The 16,576-nt window shown below is 37.6% G+C and carries 14 protein-coding genes; 11 read left to right on the forward strand and 3 right to left on the reverse strand.

Going from position 1 to position 16,576, the window contains the following annotated elements; translation table 11 throughout:
• Positions 1 to 29 precede the first annotated feature (29 nt).
• Positions 30 to 1,130, reverse strand: a complete 1,101-nt coding sequence (locus tag AC6CH7_RS18145) for an AraC family transcriptional regulator (RefSeq protein WP_498264085.1) — start codon at positions 1,128 to 1,130, stop codon at positions 30 to 32.
• Positions 1,131 to 2,226: 1,096 nt separating this feature from the next.
• On the reverse strand, positions 2,227 to 3,435 hold the full coding sequence (locus tag AC6CH7_RS18150; protein WP_498264086.1) for a thioredoxin-like domain-containing protein: 1,209 nt from the start codon (positions 3,433 to 3,435) through the stop codon (positions 2,227 to 2,229).
• Between the two features lie 619 nt (positions 3,436 to 4,054).
• On the opposite strand from AC6CH7_RS18150, the gene AC6CH7_RS18155 reads away from it, so the two are divergent.
• From AC6CH7_RS18155 to AC6CH7_RS18185, 7 genes are all read left to right on the forward strand, one after another.
• The gene (locus AC6CH7_RS18155; protein WP_498264087.1) at positions 4,055 to 6,781 is read left to right on the forward strand and encodes a TonB-dependent receptor; all 2,727 of its coding nucleotides are present in this window, start codon (positions 4,055 to 4,057) and stop codon (positions 6,779 to 6,781) included.
• Positions 6,778 to 7,539: a GLPGLI family protein gene (locus AC6CH7_RS18160; RefSeq protein WP_498264088.1), complete on the forward strand. Its 762-nt coding sequence runs from the start codon at positions 6,778 to 6,780 to the stop codon at positions 7,537 to 7,539. Before AC6CH7_RS18155 ends, AC6CH7_RS18160 begins: the two co-directional genes overlap by 4 nt.
• Before the next feature lie 268 nt (positions 7,540 to 7,807).
• Entirely contained in the window at positions 7,808 to 9,058 is a 1,251-nt protein-coding gene (locus AC6CH7_RS18165) for a condensation domain-containing protein (RefSeq protein WP_498264089.1), read from the forward strand.
• Between the two features lie 43 nt (positions 9,059 to 9,101).
• Positions 9,102 to 9,560, forward strand: a complete 459-nt coding sequence (locus AC6CH7_RS18170; RefSeq protein ID WP_498264090.1) for a lipocalin-like domain-containing protein — start codon at positions 9,102 to 9,104, stop codon at positions 9,558 to 9,560.
• A gap of 8 nt (positions 9,561 to 9,568) precedes the next feature.
• A complete protein-coding gene (locus tag AC6CH7_RS18175; RefSeq protein ID WP_498264091.1) occupies positions 9,569 to 10,411 on the forward strand; it encodes a helix-turn-helix domain-containing protein in 843 nt (280 codons plus the stop codon).
• Positions 10,412 to 10,541: 130 nt separating this feature from the next.
• Positions 10,542 to 11,144 carry an ankyrin repeat domain-containing protein gene (locus tag AC6CH7_RS18180; RefSeq protein ID WP_498264092.1) on the forward strand — a complete coding sequence of 201 codons (603 nt, stop codon included), beginning with the start codon at positions 10,542 to 10,544 and terminating at the stop codon, positions 11,142 to 11,144.
• 9 nt (positions 11,145 to 11,153) lie between these two features.
• The gene (locus AC6CH7_RS18185; RefSeq protein WP_498264093.1) at positions 11,154 to 12,572 is read left to right on the forward strand and encodes an amidohydrolase family protein; all 1,419 of its coding nucleotides are present in this window, start codon (positions 11,154 to 11,156) and stop codon (positions 12,570 to 12,572) included.
• 7 nt (positions 12,573 to 12,579) lie between these two features.
• On the opposite strand, the gene AC6CH7_RS18190 is transcribed toward AC6CH7_RS18185, so the two are convergent.
• Entirely contained in the window at positions 12,580 to 13,404 is an 825-nt protein-coding gene (locus tag AC6CH7_RS18190; RefSeq protein ID WP_498264094.1) for an ATP-binding protein, read from the reverse strand.
• Between the two features lie 177 nt (positions 13,405 to 13,581).
• Here AC6CH7_RS18190 and AC6CH7_RS18195 point away from each other — a divergent pair, with 177 nt between their 5' ends.
• From AC6CH7_RS18195 to eboC, 4 genes are read left to right on the forward strand one after another with little or no spacing between them, the layout of a single operon-like run.
• Complete coding sequence (locus tag AC6CH7_RS18195) at positions 13,582 to 13,956, forward strand: transmembrane 220 family protein (RefSeq protein WP_498264095.1); 375 nt, start codon at positions 13,582 to 13,584, stop codon at positions 13,954 to 13,956.
• An 11-nt stretch (positions 13,957 to 13,967) separates the two neighbouring features.
• Positions 13,968 to 14,678, forward strand: a complete 711-nt coding sequence (locus tag AC6CH7_RS18200; protein ID WP_498264096.1) for an EboA domain-containing protein — start codon at positions 13,968 to 13,970, stop codon at positions 14,676 to 14,678.
• 10 nt (positions 14,679 to 14,688) lie between these two features.
• Positions 14,689 to 15,675, forward strand: a complete 987-nt coding sequence (locus tag AC6CH7_RS18205) for a TatD family hydrolase (protein ID WP_498264097.1) — start codon at positions 14,689 to 14,691, stop codon at positions 15,673 to 15,675.
• A gap of 11 nt (positions 15,676 to 15,686) precedes the next feature.
• Complete coding sequence (gene eboC, locus AC6CH7_RS18210) at positions 15,687 to 16,574, forward strand: UbiA-like protein EboC (RefSeq protein ID WP_498264098.1); 888 nt, start codon at positions 15,687 to 15,689, stop codon at positions 16,572 to 16,574.
• The last annotated feature ends 2 nt before the right edge of the window (positions 16,575 to 16,576 follow it).

A 16,576-nucleotide genomic window follows, 5' to 3' on the forward strand; every position in this document is an offset into this window, starting at 1 on the left:
AATATGTGTGTGCCAATCGCCCGTCTAAGCTAAGACGCACGTGTTGAGGTGCGTTGAAATTCGGAAGGAGAAATACCCGTGTTTTCTTTAAAAGCCTTATTAAAGGTTGTTTTTGAATTAAAGCCGGATTCAAGAGCTATCCCAAGGATATTGTAATGGGAGTACCGCGGCTCAAGTAACATTTTTTTGCTTTCATTTACACGGTATCTGTTAATGAAGGAGTAAAAGTTCTCATTAAACTCTTCATTCAATACCTGCGAAAGATGGATAGGTTTTATTTGTAGTCTATCTGCTAAAGAAGTAAGTGTAAGCTCGTTATTAAGGTATGGCTTCTCATTCTCCATGAAGTGTCTGATCTGATCGGTCATCTCGGATTTCTCCAAAACAGATAGGGTTGAATTTTTGTACCTCTTTTCCCTCTGCTTTAGTTCCGTTACCTCAAACTCTGGTGGCATACTTCTGTAAACGCCTTTTTGCGCTATAATATGGTAGCCGAGCCAATAGCTGAAAATTAAAAGGGCGTACCCTGTCAGATTAAACGGATCTTTCTCGAAACCACTTAATGTCCAGAAGACTATGACAATCAATAATAAAATCACCATTATCCTTACCCAGTTAAGGTCATTTTCCCGAGCAGTAGAAGTAAGATCCTTCAGGATTTGTTGATGCTGATTTACGAGATCGTTAATGAGGAATACGTAAATTACCCCCTGGATGTTATTATAATATTTGTATAAAATTCTTAAAAAAGAACTATTGTGGTACTGCTCTATAATCGGCAAAGGAAACACCCAGAGTAAGAGAAATATAAGAATAGGTATTAAATGAACAATATGTTTCCCCTGAAAACCAAACGAGTTATGTGTCAGGCAAACAATATAAAAATAGAGCGATGAGAAGGCAATAAGCAACGAAAATTCATCCAGAAAACGAAGGTAGTCCCTGTAGACTCCATTAAAAACCAATAAATCATATAACTGATTTAAACTAATAGAAATGCAAAACGACAAGAGAAAAAGGCTAGCAGTCTTGCTGCGATTTTGTCTTATCAGAAATGTGTAAAGACCAATAGAGAAAAAATTTACACAGATTATTGCAGATACTAGTGTTTCTGGATTAAGGTTGATCATTCAATGCGAATATATTAATATTCTCGAATACGATCTTTCTTTATCCAATCATAAAATTGGATCGAAAAGTGTAGAAATCTGCCCTAAAAGAATGAATATAGTTGCGGCCTCACTAAATACTGTTATAGTTGATAAATTAGGTTTGACATTACTCATATAGTGAAATCAGTCATTTTGGTTTTACGGATACCTGTGGTCTCACTAAACACTAAAATTCTTAGCTAAATCCGAAAAACTAAAATAATTCAATATCCCTCCATAGACCTACTTCATGCAAGAATTGATTCGAAAGGATCAAGTGGGGGACCACCATAATGGACAACCTCGATAATTCCGGAGTTGTCCATTTTTTTTACCCCTCAATTCCTTGTTTATCAACGCAATACAGGCATTTAAGTCATTCACCTTAGCGGTTCGAACTCCCTCGCTGGAATACGTTAAATTAACGGGATAAACCGCACCAATTATCGCTCTTTTAGCAATATTGCTCCCCGTTCTATACTTGTGTATTACGCAGATAGTAGACACTCCATTCCGGGCCAAACTGTTCACCCGAACTTCTGCCTTTAATTTCAGGAGGGATCTGGGTCTTTAGGCCAAATATATTCAAATCCAGAAAATTCAATCCTACCCATTTTTTAGAAAAGCTTTTTTCTTTTTAGCGTTTTGACTAGTAGCAGATAGCTCCTAAGACCGTTTTGGTGAGCTAAAAGGAGATTGTAATACCAATTTTTGTCAAATCTGGTTCTCTGAGAAAGTGTTCATGGATGTGCTTCATAATTTTGCAATGAAACGCAATTAGAAGTACGCTAATTGATTTTGATAATCAAAATGAATATTCGGTCCATGCGGGCTTTCTTGAAGCTAAAAACCGCTTAAAATAAGCCGAGTGACCATTTTTCAGCGAAATCGACTGATCATTTTGGGCCGTAATATGAGGCCACGTTCCGCGAAAGAGGTGGCCACATACGGAATAATCCCCATATTGAGCAGCTGATATAGATGATTAAGTACCTAGCTAGCGCAAGTTTTAGTGTCCAATGCCCAAAACAAGGTATAGGCTTGTGCTTTCGTTAATCGAAAGATAGTGTTGTAACTATAATTTTAAAGATGCAAATACATCATCCAACCCCTTTTCATCAATCCCTTCTTTTCTATATAAAATTAAACCCTTCTTATCAATTAGAATTATTGTTGGATACGTCTGTATATTGAATCGGGTTATAACACTTGCTTCGCCCTGACTAACGTTGGCGTCTTTCATCATCATGTTATACCAACCACCAATCCCGTCTTCCTTTATAGCTTTCTTCCAAATATTCTGATCCTCATCCCAGGAAACACTAATAATCTCCAAGCCTTTTGCATGGTATAAATTGTAGAGTTTCTTCAATTGCTTAGACTGCACTCGACAAGGAGCACAGGCGTTATGCCAAAAATCGAGCAAGACGTAATTTTTATCTTTAAATTGTTCCAGACTAAAGATTTTCCCATTCATATCTTTAGCCACAAGGCCTGGTGAGGGATTACCAACCACCACTCCGTCTTTTGCTTTAATTTTCTTATCAATTAATTTGCCATACAGGCTATTTTTGGGACCAATAGACAACTTATTATAGGATGACTTTATTAGCTCATAAGTAACCTGATCTTTGTCATTAGCTTCCCACATCAAATACGGACTCACGTATGAGTTTGGATGCGCACTAAAGAAATCATTAGCAAGTTTATCTCTTTCTGTATAAATTTTTCTCCTTCTAGCATAAAGATCAGCCAGCCTCTGATCCGTATCAGTTGATTTCCCTTTATTTTCAATTATCTGTAAAACCTGAGTAATTTGATTTTGTACCGAATCACTACTAATCTGAAACGGTTCTTCCATTTTATGGAACTGATCGAATTCTGCTTGCGTATTTGATCCCGTTAATCTTGCATGATAAAAGTCACCGTGAGTTAATTCTAAGTACATATCCCTAGGTTCTAGAAATACGGTTACCTTGTTAGGATCACTAAATCTGTTCGATTTTAAATCTCCAATTAGTTGCGCACGCGTAGGCTCCTTTAGAATTCCTTTAAATTTAAAAGTCCCTTGTTTTAAGGTAGCGGTATCTTTTACAAATTTCCCAGTTTCATCAAAATAGGTCAAGACAAGATTTCCGGTATCTCTCCCAGTCATTTTTCCTGTTATAGCAAATTCGTTGTTGGCCTGGATTGAAGATACTTTAGCCTGTGTATCCATTTGAGCAAAAATATTAATCCAGCTAAAACTCTGCGCTAATAAAATAAAAACTACTATTCGTTTCATAATCAATTAATATTAACCCCACCTGAATGAATGAGAGAACTTAAAAGTAGCCATTTTGCATGTAGTTTCAATAGAGGCCTAAGAATTAGCAAATTTTGCTTTTGAGTGTATTTATAATCGCAGGATCATCGGGCAGGATCATCGGCTGCTCGACGCTTTTGGGTGCACTTGTGTATTACGCTGATTTGGGACGGAATTGGGTTGTCAACTTCTGTTTCTTCACGACAGTATACACCCTTACAAACAAAATATTTATTTGGTTTTGCAGATATCTGTCGCCTTATAAATACTAAAAATATCAGCAAAATCTAAAAAACTAAAATAATTCAATATCCCTCCATAAACCTACTTCAAATAGGAATTGATTCGAAATAATCAAACGGGGAACCACCATAATGGACAACCTCGATAATTTCGGAGTTGTCCTTTTTTTTGCCCTCGCAATTCCTTGTTATCCTTTAAATACCAGAATAAATTAGTGTAAAAATCCGTCGGACGTAACTTTTCTGTGATTATTGATTTATGTTATATCTAAATGCCTGTAAAGCAAACAAATGCGTGTGGACGAATTTTTAAACTTACTTTTTAGTTATATATTAGGTTAACCAAATATGCTCTCATGAAAATTCTGCTCGCATTGCTTACAGTCTGTTGTATCTTTACTACTCCCTCTGCCGCACAAAATTCCTTTGTCGTAAAAGGTTCGGTTATCGACACGACTACACTTGTTAAAATTCACGAAGCAACAGTTATAGTGCTTAATGATCAGGATTCGATTCTGCAAAATTTCACTTATAGCAATAAGGGAACTTTTGAACTTAATAACCTAAGACCGGGTAAATTTCTAATTATGGTTACTTATCCGGATTACGCAGATTTTGTTGAACATTTTACGTTAGATGAAGCAAATCCGGTACACGACTTCGGAAATATTGGGATGATCTTAAAATCGAAACTGCTTAATGAAGTTATTATTAAAGCGAGGGTAGCTGCCATTAAAATAAAAGGTGATACAACAGAATTTAATGCCGCTGCTTACGCAACGCAAAAAAATGCAAAGGTAGAAGACCTGCTGAAGCAATTACCAGGAATGAGGATCAATCAAAGTGGTGTTATCATTTTTCAGGGTGAAACTGTAAGTAAGGTCCTTGTAGACGGTGAAGAGTTCTTTAGTGACGATCCATCTCTGGTAACTAAAAATATAAGAGCCGATATGGTAAGCAAAGTGCAGGTTTACGATCAGAAAAGTGAACAGGCAAAGCTCACAGGTATTGAAGATGGTGTAAAAGTTAAGACGATCAATGTTGTACTTACCGAAGATAAGAAAAAAGGCCTTTTCGGCAAAGCCGACGCTGGTTACGGCACAGATGATTATTATATGGCGCAACTCATGGCTAATAAATTCAGTCCTAAACAGAAGTTCTCGGTTTATGGGAATATCGGCAATACCGGAAAGGTGGGGTTGAGTGGAGAAGATAATAACAAATTTGGCAGCGGCTATAGTCAGGGTGATTATGGGGGCAATGGAATTCCTTTGGCGCGTGACGCTGGCGCCCATTACAATAATAAATGGAACAAAGACAAGCAGTCCATCAACGTGGACTATAAAGCAGGTGCACTGACTACCGATGCCGTTTCCAGTACTATAAGTCAAAACAACTTGCCAGGTAATTTTAATACAAGCAGCAGAGACGGTGTGAATCACCGCTACAACTTTAACCAGTCCTTCAATGGCAGATTCGATTCTAAAATTGACTCAACAGCAAATCTCGATACTTATATTAATGCGTACAGCACCAGAGGCGATAACAAAAGCTATCAAACGGGTTCGACCTTGCGGGGCAATGGTATTCTGCAAAATGCAAATACAAATTCAACAATAGGTGAGAACTCGTTTGAATCCTTTACAGCCAACGCAAAGTATACAAAAAGATTTAAAAAGAAAGGCAGGAGTATTTCCATTAACACTGGGGGCTCATTTGATCGGAGTAATAGCAAAAGCAATCTGAGATCGGAATTGAGATATTATAATGAATTGGGGGTATTAGACAGTACAAGCACTATCGATCAGTTTAAGCCTATTGTTTCAAATATAAACACGCTTTCAGCCGGTTTTTCGTACACTGATATGCTAACTAAAGCTATTTCGATTACCACAGGATATAATTTTTCCAGAAGTATCAACACCAGCGACCGAAGATCTTTCAATCTGTCGGGTTCCAACCGATACGAAGAGCTTGATTCCGCATTTAGCAGCGATTTTAAGTTGGTGAATCTGACAAGTTTATACAGCTTAAGTGCAAATTATTCATCAGGCAAGTTATCCGCAGGTGCAAGTGCCAGTCTTGCAGATGCCAGCTATAAACAGGAGGATCAATTTATTGATTTTGTGATGAACCGCAAGTTCATCAACCTCCAGCCAGGGGCCTATCTGAGCTATCAGCTAAGCAAGGCGGCGTCACTCTCTTTAAACTACAATGGAAGCACCAATCAGCCCTCTTACTATCAATTACAGCCGCTACGTCAGAATAGTGATCCGCTAAACATAAGTCTGGGCAACCCGGATTTGAAACCTTCCTTCAGCAACCGCTTTTCTTATAATTACAGGGTCTATCAGCCAACCCTAGATCAGGGGATCAACTTTAACGGAAATTACAACTTTACTACTAATGCCATTGTAAGTAACAGGGTTACTGATTCAGCTGGAGTAAACATGCTGAGTTACTCAAATTTAAGCGGGGGCAGGCCCAGTTACTGGAACATGTTCGCTCAACTATATGGACATGCCACAAAGCTTGATTTTATACTTTATATTAGCCTTAACGTTAATGGGAATACCTATTTTAATTATGTAAACAATACGTTGAACAAGACCAGTACGGTAGAATATAAACCACAAATCGACATAGGTAAAAATAGGGCTACATATTCCTATAGTTTTAGTATAGGATCAAATTATGTGGTCAGTTCATCCTCACTGCAATCTGTGAATAATAACAGGAAAGGTTTTTTTAGCAGTGCCAGCTTTTATACCAAACTTCCCTATAATTTTTTTATAGGAGCGGATGCACAATACAACTATATGGCCAAAAACCAGTTATTTAACCGTGATTTTGAGCGGCTTATTGCCAATGCTCATTTCGGAAAGAATTTCCTTAAAGAGGAAAACCTGAAACTGATGATCAGGGGAAATGACTTGTTTAACCAAAATACAGGATATGAACGTTACAGTTCAGCAAATGGCTTTACTGAGTCAAGAAATACAACCATACGCAGATATTTCATTCTATCCTTAATCTGGGACTTTACAAAGTTTGGCAAATCACTTCAAAAACAACAATTATGAAACAGTTACTTATTTTACTGATTTGCATGCTCACTACAAAAAGTATTTATGCTCAAAATAAACATTTTGTTACCAGTGGAATAATAGAGTTTGAACGAACCATGAATATGTTTGCGTTGGTCAAAAAGAAAGTGACAAAACACAGTACCGAGAATAAAGTTTACTATGAAAAGTACTTGCAAACTGAGCCTCAATTCAGGGTACTGAAGAGTAGCCTGACATTTAATGCCAGTAGTTCGCTTTTTACACCTGTGGCCGCAAAAAATGTTCATTGGTGGTATGATACCCCAATGGCTAATCAGGTCAATATTGTATTTTCTGACTTGAAAAATGGGACGAGCACCATTCAAAAGGAATTCTATGAACGTACTTATCTTGTGAAGGATAACTTGCGGAAAATTAAATGGAAGATGACCGAGGAAACACGAATAATTGCTGGTTATGAGTGTCGGAGGGCCAACGGACTGATGCTCGATTCTATCTATGTGGTTGCTTTTTACACAGAAGAAATTCATATACCAGGTGGTCCCGAGTCCTTCAACGGACTGCCGGGAATGATACTGGGTGTTGCTGTTCCACATGAAAATGTGACCTGGTTTGCAACCAAGGTTACAGAAACTAATATTGGTCCGAAAACTATTGAGCCACCAAAAAAAGGTAAGGCAGTAAATAACGAACAAATGCATGATGAGATTATGAAAGCGTTAGCTAACCAGGGGGATCATGCAATTGTTCAACTTAAAGGACTTTTGCTATAAAGTTCTTCTATTGCATCCATCCCTATCGATTAAATACCCTTCTATCTTTAACAGTACCACATCCCAGTGCAATTTCATTTAAGTCACAGTATAAGTCCATGTTTTTATCAGAAAAACATGGACTAGACATGGACATTAACAAAACAGTGTCTTATCCGGGGATAACCCCTACTCACAACGGAATTATTCCATTTAAAAATAATATAACTTATCAATTATTTAGTTGTCATTATTAGTACTTTTACTAATAATTGAGCAACTAGTTGAAATGAAAAGAAAACTATCTTTAATTGAAGGGACTATGTATGCCGGTGGCAAAACAGCTGTAAATGTGGTTTCCTCTGTTACAATTAAAGGAGCCTTTCAAGAATCTGACCTACACGCCTCACTGTTAAAAATTCAGGCTAGGCACCCGTTGCTGAGCAGCAATGTTTGGGAAGATGAGGCAGGTATCCCCTATTTTGTTGAGCAGAATCCGGTTCAAAGAATTGCTGTGCGTGTAGTTAACCGACAAACAGACAAGCATTGGGAAAGGGAATCTGTCACAGAATGCCTTTCCCCATTTAATACTAAGAATGATACTTTGGTCAGGTTAGTGTGGTTAAAATCGGAAAGTGTTTCGGACCTGATTATTGTGGGCCATCATTGTATATGTGATGGCAGATCTATCCTGAATCTTATAGCTGAAACATTGTCTTTGTTAGGCGATCCGGAAAAAGAGATAGGTGCTTATAAATCCTTTTCCTCAATACAGGATTTTATTCCTTCCCAAATTCGGGAAAGCAAGTCAAACAAACTAAAGATTCAATTATTTTCTAAAGTTGCAAAGCTTGCCTTACTTACTGTAGCTTTTAAAAAAGAGATTAAAAGAGAAAAACCATTTTTTTTACATTGGAAACTTAGCAAAGAGGAATCTTCGTTAATTATTGAAAAATGCAAATCTGAAGGGGCTTCTGTTCACGATGCACTAAGTGTGGCATTTTTAAGAGGGTTTAAAGAAATTAAAACCATAAAATCACACTCCAGACTTTATTGCGCAGTAGACATGCGAAAATTCCTGCCTGAAGTTAAAAGCAATATGCTCTTTGCTTTTCCGGCAATGGTTGGGCTCAATCTATCGAACAAAAAAAACGATGGTTTTTGGGACCAAACCCATGAATTTAAAAATGGCCTGGCAAAAAAAATAGATGAGATGAATGTAAATACCGTATTACTATACAGCGAGTGTCTTTTACCTTCCTTGCCAAGAATGACCAGGTATGCCAAAGCTGATAAAGGAGCACATGATTTTACCCTTTCAAACATGGGAAAGGTAAGCATCAGCGAAAAATATGGTGCGCTTGAAATCGAATCTTTGCAATCCCCTTCAACAATTTTTCCGTTCGGTAATCCAACAACCCTATTTACAACTTATTTTAAAGGTCAAATTGATTTGGTGTTCACATCTGATGAGCATTTTATAAAACGGGAAGATGTGTTGGCCTTAAAAGAGAGTGCGTTGAGTATGATCAAAAAATAATTATTTATATTTAAATAACGTTGAAAACTAACGAGATCAAACCATGAAACTATTAAAATTAATCATCCTTTCTTCAGTTACATTAGCCTCCTGTTCTGGACAACCAGAAACCAAAAAATCATCTGAGCAATCTATAAATGGAACATGGAAACTTGTATCCGCAAAAGTGATAACCAAAGGTGATACCGTAAATACTTTCCCTGTAGAAAATCAGGAGATGATTAAAGAATTTAATGATACTCATTTTTCCTTTTTCAAGCATGATGTTAACAAAGGAAAGGGTAAAGGAGCTATTTTCGATGCGGGTAGCGGCACATATACATTAAATGGAGATAAATACGAAGAACATCTTCAATACTGCAGCTTTAGAGATTGGGAAAATCTAAAATTCAGTTTTACATTAAAAATAAGCAATGATACATTGGTGCAACGTGGCATCGAAAAAATAGACAGCCTGAATGTTAACCATGAGATTGTAGAAACCTACGTTAAATTACACTAGGATAAGGTATGTTATTACCTACGGTGGGCATTGAACAGATCTTTAAACTTCCTTATACCGGGGAAGACTTTAAGTTACTACGCCACGATCCCATTAACATGCCCTCCATTCCGCATGCACACAAGCATGATTTTTATATGCTCCTTATTATAGATCAAGGTAGTGGCACGCATACCATAGATTTTAAAGAGCACAACGTTAATAACAAAATGGTGTTTTTTCTTGCACCCGGACAGGCCCATCAATGGGAGCTCTCTGAAAAAACATCGGGTTATCAGTTAATGTTTTCGCAGAAGTTTATGCTTCCGGGGAGTCTGCGATTGCCATTTTTTAACTTGTCTGCCTTCCCTGTTCTTCATCTTAAAAATGATCAATATCAGGATCTTGTTCAGGAGCTAGAGCAAATATTAAAGGAATTGACTACCCCAGGGCAATTTGAAACTGAATTAATTCAAACCAGGTTACAAATTGTACTGATTTTATTGAAAAGATGGTATTCAGACTGTTTTGATCTGCAGGAGTTTACTACCGACAATCGTCTGATTAATAATTTCCTCACACTTCTCGACCAGCATTATTCTGCTCGAAGTGAGGTGTCGTTTTATGCCGAAGAGCTACATGTTACTGCTAATTATCTTAATCAAATTTGCAGGAAGAAATCAGGAATAACTGCCGGAGACCTTATTCGAGAACGCATTTTGCTTGAAGCAAAACGAATGCTGACATTAACAAACCTTGATATTAAAGAAATTGCCTATTCTCTTGGGTTTAACGACACCTCTTATTTCTCCAGGTTTTTCAGAAAAAACACGAACGTTAGTCCCCAACAATTTCGAAAAACAAATAATTAGTCCCTTTATTGTGATAATCAGTCCTATTTAGCTGAGGCTTTAAGAACTAAATTTGCGTATGAATTTCCGAATCTTATCTGTTATCATCCTTACTTGCATTGCAATGAATGCTTGTTCGCAGAAAAAAAACATGGAACAAAACGAATTAGAGGTTTTTAAAATCATAGCGGCAAACGATAGCACTAAGCTACCGGAATGGCTTTCTGCTAATAAAAACGTTGATCTACGCAATAGTAAAGGAGAAACACCTTTAATGAATGCCACTTATAGCAATCGTATTTCGCTCGCAAAAATGCTGATCGATGCCGGAGCCAATGTGAATCAACAAGACAATATGCTAAACAGCCCTTTTCTATACGCTGGGGCTTCAGGTTATCTAGAAATACTTCAGCTTTGCTTAAAAGCGGGAGCGAACTATAAAGTGTTTAATCGATATAATGGTACTGCATTAATACCTGCATGCGAAAGGGGTCATATCGCAATAGTTACTGAATTACTAAAAGACAAAAACTATCCTATTGACCATATTAACAGATTAGGGTGGACAGCATTGCTGGAAGCCGTTATTTTAGGTGATGGAAGCGATAAGTATGTGAAAATTGTCCAGCTTCTGGTAAATGCCGGCTGCGACATTAGCATTGAAGATAAAGACGGCATTGATGCACTTAGCCATGCCAAAAAAAGATATTTTAAAGAAATAACAACTGTTCTTGAAGAAGCAGCTAAGAAATAATCCTTCCTAATGAAAAAACTAATATTCTCTATCGTTTTCTGTTTAACGGCCTCTGGGGTGTTTTCACAGAAAAAAGACGCTGATATAATTATCAAATCTGCAAATATCATTGATGTTAAAACAGGCAAAATAATTTCCGGAAAGGCCGTAGCTATTAAAGATGGGATGATCATTAACGTGTTTAATGAAAAGCTAATCAGCGGATACAATTCAAAACAAATATTGGATGCAAAAGGTAAATATCTGATGCCGGGCCTTTGGGATATGCACATGCACTTTGGCGGTGGCGATTCTTTAATCAACGAAAACAAGAACCTGTTACCGCTATTTCTGGCTTATGGTATTACAACCGTACGTGATGCAGCAGCCGATATTAGCCCCAGTGTATTACAATGGAGAGATGAGATTGCTACCGGAAAACTGCTTGGTCCATCCATTTTCACATCTGGGCCTAAACTAGAGGGCCACAAATCTGTTTGGAAAGGTGATATTGAAGTTGGAAATACTAAAGAGATAGCGCAAGCTCTGGATTCTTTACAAAAAATGCATGTCGATTTTGTTAAAATAACAGATAATACGCTAAAGCCCGATCTCTTTTTAGAAGCTATAAAACTAGCCCGTCAGCGTGGATATCGGGTATCTGCACACATCCCAAGCGCCTTAACGATGGAACAAATAGCAAATGCAGGTTTAAGCTCTGTTGAGCATTTAGGCTATGCCCTTAAGGCCGGATCAAAAGTAGAAAAAGAGATCTCAGCTGAAGTTGCATCAGGCACCCTGAAAGGTAAAGCATTTAATCAAAAGGTTATGGATACTTTTGACGAAACAGCTGCCTTATCAACTTACAGAAATATGGCCAAGCATGGCATGTATGTTACGCCAACACTTTCGCTAAACTATATCCTTACCTATTTTGAGAAAGACAATCATAAAAATGACAGCTACCTGCAGTATATAGGAAAAGGATTACAAAAAACCTATGAAGGTCGTGTAAAAAGAGTTGAGCAAGATGATGCAGAAGCTATTGCTTTCAGACATCAGCTGTTTGAAAAGACGGTAACCACGCTCCCGCTTCTGCAAAAAGCTGGTGTAAAAATATTGGCCGGTACGGATGCCGGCTATTTAAATTCTTATGCTTACCCTGGTATTGGCCTCCATAAAGAATTAGAATTGCTTGTGAAATATGGCTTAACCCCATTACAGGCTTTACAGGCATCTGTTACCAATTCACCTGATTTCCTTGGCAAAAAAGATTATGGCAGTATTGCCGCCGGAAAAAAGGCCGATATATTATTACTTGACGAAAATCCTCTGAGCAATATAAGAGCTACCCAAAAGATCTTCGCTGTGGTTACTGCCGGAAAAGCGCTTGATAGAAAGACGCTTGATGATATGCTTGAACAAGTTAAGCAGTTAAATGCCAAATAGAAGGAATCTATTTTAACTGGTAAGCCATTATGCTCTTCTTATAAAAAGTAGGGATATAAACTATTTTTTTAACTGGATCGTATCCAATATCAGCAGTGTTTTTCTTTTCCAGATGCGTATCCAACAATAGTTCAGAAGTACCATTAGCAGATACATAATAGATATAACCACTCCAACATGAAAACAAGAAATCACCATTGCCAATTGGCTCAATTCCGTCTCCACCAAAAGGCAGTCCTGCTATCTTGATCATCTCTTTCTTTGCATTGGCCTTTAAAAGATTTTTGCCTCCTCCAGCGATATAAAGATCATCGCCAACTGCTTTGAGTCCATTAACACCATCTATATTTTCCATATAAACAATATCTTTATTGTTAATGATCTGATGTATTCTTTTTGTCCGGGAATCTGAAACATACACCACGCCTTTATCGCTAACCGTAACGTCGTTTAAGAATTTAGATCCTTCTATTGGTATAGTCAGCTCAATCTTGCTTGTAGGGATGTCGATAACTACCACATCAGTTAAATCAGCAACATACATTTTGCTGCCGTATATAGCAAGTCCTTTTGGAGCGTTAAGTCCGGTAATCCAATCCAGATTAATCACTTTTCCCTTCACATCCAATTTACCTACTCCACCAATTCCATCCTTATTATCGGGGCTATTTCCCATTATTGACACATACAATACGCCGGCCTTAACATCAGGCAATACAGATTCAGGCAGATTAATTATACTGTCTGTTTCCCATATTTTTTCAAGCTTATGCTGAGCATTAACACATAGAACCAGCAACATTACAAAAGATAAACTCAAAAAATTCTTCATAACCATTTCCTTAAAATAGAGACTTTACCAATGAAATTACATAAAAACCAACAGATTAGAAGTAATATTTTTGTGTCCCCTATTTCTTTTTTTACAATACGACCTTATTAAATCGAGTTAATTATCTGTTTATTTGCATTTGTTAATTAAATACACACAAATTTAATCTTCATTGTTATGCTACTTAGCATTTTAAACTCTATTTTCTGCGTCGCATTTATACTATTTGCGTATGTAAACCTAAATGATAAAGACTCATGGCTTTGGGTACCAATCTATATGGTGGCTTCCATTTGTTGTGGATTTGCCATTTTTAATCTTTTTTATCCCATCGTATACCTTGTTGCCATATCTTTCTATCTTATTTACGCAATCATCCTCTTTTTTGCAAAAGACGGAGTGCGTGACTGGATAATGAAGTACCGAAGCCCAAGCTTAGTTGAGAGTATGCAGGCCACCAAACCTTATATAGAGAAAACCAGAGAATTTTTTGGCCTTCTGATTATAAGTGGTGCACTTGCCATCAACTATTTTGTAGCTGTCAATTTATAATAAAGAACATCATGCTTTTGATAGATATAGAAGGGATAAAAAGCCTTAATGATCTTTTTCTGCAAATCATTAAACAAAATCTTAGCAGTGATGCGTTGTTATGGTTGGAGAATAAGATTGAATTGATTAAGACAGAAGAAAAATCAATACAATTAAACCTCACCTTTTCGCATCTACCACGTTTGGCCGGAAAAAAGCCGATAGCGGTGCAAACAAAGGACGAGAAAAAAATAGATGAGCTACTACCTGGTTTTTCATTAAATGGGTGGACTGCCGACAGGGTTTCTCGTGTTTGGCTATTGATGCAAGTTCCAAATGAGTATAAAGACACCTACATCAAAAAGATAAATGGATTATTTATTGGCTCTGAAATGAACGAGCAAATTGCACTCTACTCGGCCTTGCCATTTTTAGCTTATGCTGAAGAATGGATTACCAGATGTGAGGATGGAATACGCAGTAATATTGGTACCGTATTGGAAGCCATTATGTACCACAATCCATACCCTGCTCATTTCCTTTCGGAAGGAGCATGGAACCAACTGGTCCTGAAAGCATTTTTTACGGAGAAAGACGTTAATCACATCATTGGATTAAAAGCGAGATCAAACCAGGCATTATCGGATACCTTAAGCGACTACGTACAAGAACGTTTAGCCGCCCACAGAACTGTTAATCCGGAGATCTACAAATTGATAGAACAAAAGAATCAGAAAATATAAATTTTGAATTATGTGCTGTAATGATAATTTTCAGGAAAGAAATGAAGGAGAAAAAATTCAAACTTCTCTTGATTTTAATGACATCAGCGGGATGAAGTTTTTTGACCCGCATGTACACATGACCTCTCGTACTACAGATGACTACCAGGCCATGGCCGATGCAGGAATTGTAGCTTTAATAGAGCCGGCTTTTTGGTTGGGTCAGCCGCGTACCGGAGTAGACAGTTTTACCGATTATTATAGCAGCCTTATTGGTTGGGAAAGATTCAGGTCTTCACAATTCGGTATTAAGCATTATTGCACCATAGGTTTAAACTCTCGCGAGGCCAATAACGAAAAACTGGCAGAACAAGTAATGGAAATACTTCCTCACTTTATTTTTAAAGAAGGAGTAGTTGGTATAGGTGAAATTGGTTTTGATGATCAGACTGCCGCCGAAGAAAAATATTTCCGTTTACAATTGGAACTGGCAAAAGAATCAGGATTACCTGTGCAGATTCACACGCCACACAGAGATAAGAAAAAAGGCACGCAGCGTAGTATGGATATTGCAATAGAACATGGACTTTCCCCATATTCAGTAATTGTAGATCATAATAACGAGGAAACTGTTAAGGAAGTTCTTGACAGAGGATTCTGGGCTGCATTTACCATTTATCCTTTTACCAAAATGGGCAATGAGCGCATGGTAGAGGTGGTAAAACAATATGGATCTGAAAGGATCATGATCAACTCAGCAGCGGACTGGGGCATTTCGGATCCTCTTGCGGTACCTAAAACTGCGGCATTAATGAAAAAATCGGGAATCAGCCTTGCTGATATTGAACTGGTGAGTTACAGTAATGCCATAACTGCATTTGCACAAAGCGGACAAATTGATGAGAACGATTTTATTTCAGTTAAAAACATCGATCAAAGTCAGAAATTTGAAAGCAATTCGATTTTGCGTGGCGGGCAACAACCAAGAATAGATAAAAATTCTATCATCATTTCCTAATCAGGTATACATTGAAAAAACTATTAGGATATATAAGGCTAATGCGGCCTGCAAATGTTGTTACTTCTGTTGCAGATGTACTGGCGGGCATAGCTATTTCGGGTTCCTTTTCATTAACGGGATGGAGCACTTTACAGCTACCCGTTATACTGCTTTGCATCTCAACAATAGGCTTGTACAGTGGCGGAATTATCTTTAATGACGTTTATGATGCTGATCTGGATAAGATAGAACGTCCGGAGCGCCCAATTCCAAGTGGATTAATAAGCAAGAAAGCAGCTACCATTTTTGGCGCAGTATTCTTCTTTATAGGAATTGCGGCGGCCAACCTTTTTGGTACTACAACATCAGTACTTGCAGTATCTATTATGATTGCCTGCCTAACTTATAACAGATGGGCTAAACATCATTCTATACTAGGCCCGCTGAATATGGGGCTGTGCCGGGGATTAAATCTGCTGTTAGGTGTAAGTATTATTGGTTCTCAGGTGCAACAATGGTGGTTTTTAGCCCTTGTGCCTATTATCTATATTGCATCTATTACCATGATTAGCAGAGGTGAAGTACACGGAGGAAGCAAAAAGATGCTTTATTTTGCTGCGGTACTTTATGCTGTAGTTATAGCCAGCATTCTTTTTTTCGCCACTACAAAAGGCGACTTACGCATCACATTGGCATTTATTGTACCTTTTGCTTTAATGATATTTATACCGCTGCTAAAAGCCATACAAAATCCAATAGGCCCAAACATAGGCAAAGCAGTAAAAGCAGGTGTTATTGCATTAATATTAATGAATGCTGCCTGGGCTAGTGTTTTTGCCGACTGGAAAGTAGCCCTATCAATTGTTATTTTATTACCATTATCAATATTACTAAGTAAAGCATTCGCTGTTACTTAGTC

The organism is Pedobacter sp. GQ55, from assembly GCF_059758925.1.

Bases quoted from the DNA above. Each gene is read 5' to 3' on its own strand.
- AC6CH7_RS18145 (WP_498264085.1), bottom strand. From the start codon at position 1,130: ATGATCAACCTTAATCCAGAAACACTAGTATCTGCAATAATCTGTGTA.
- AC6CH7_RS18150 (WP_498264086.1), bottom strand. From the start codon at position 3,435: ATGAAACGAATAGTAGTTTTTATTTTATTAGCGCAGAGTTTTAGCTGG.
- AC6CH7_RS18155 (WP_498264087.1), top strand. From the start codon at position 4,055: ATGAAAATTCTGCTCGCATTGCTTACAGTCTGTTGTATCTTTACTACT.
- AC6CH7_RS18160 (WP_498264088.1), top strand. From the start codon at position 6,778: ATGAAACAGTTACTTATTTTACTGATTTGCATGCTCACTACAAAAAGT.
- AC6CH7_RS18165 (WP_498264089.1), top strand. From the start codon at position 7,808: ATGAAAAGAAAACTATCTTTAATTGAAGGGACTATGTATGCCGGTGGC.
- AC6CH7_RS18170 (WP_498264090.1), top strand. From the start codon at position 9,102: ATGAAACTATTAAAATTAATCATCCTTTCTTCAGTTACATTAGCCTCC.
- AC6CH7_RS18175 (WP_498264091.1), top strand. From the start codon at position 9,569: ATGTTATTACCTACGGTGGGCATTGAACAGATCTTTAAACTTCCTTAT.
- AC6CH7_RS18180 (WP_498264092.1), top strand. From the start codon at position 10,542: ATGGAACAAAACGAATTAGAGGTTTTTAAAATCATAGCGGCAAACGAT.
- AC6CH7_RS18185 (WP_498264093.1), top strand. From the start codon at position 11,154: ATGAAAAAACTAATATTCTCTATCGTTTTCTGTTTAACGGCCTCTGGG.
- AC6CH7_RS18190 (WP_498264094.1), bottom strand. From the start codon at position 13,404: ATGAAGAATTTTTTGAGTTTATCTTTTGTAATGTTGCTGGTTCTATGT.
- AC6CH7_RS18195 (WP_498264095.1), top strand. From the start codon at position 13,582: ATGCTACTTAGCATTTTAAACTCTATTTTCTGCGTCGCATTTATACTA.
- AC6CH7_RS18200 (WP_498264096.1), top strand. From the start codon at position 13,968: ATGCTTTTGATAGATATAGAAGGGATAAAAAGCCTTAATGATCTTTTT.
- AC6CH7_RS18205 (WP_498264097.1), top strand. From the start codon at position 14,689: ATGTGCTGTAATGATAATTTTCAGGAAAGAAATGAAGGAGAAAAAATT.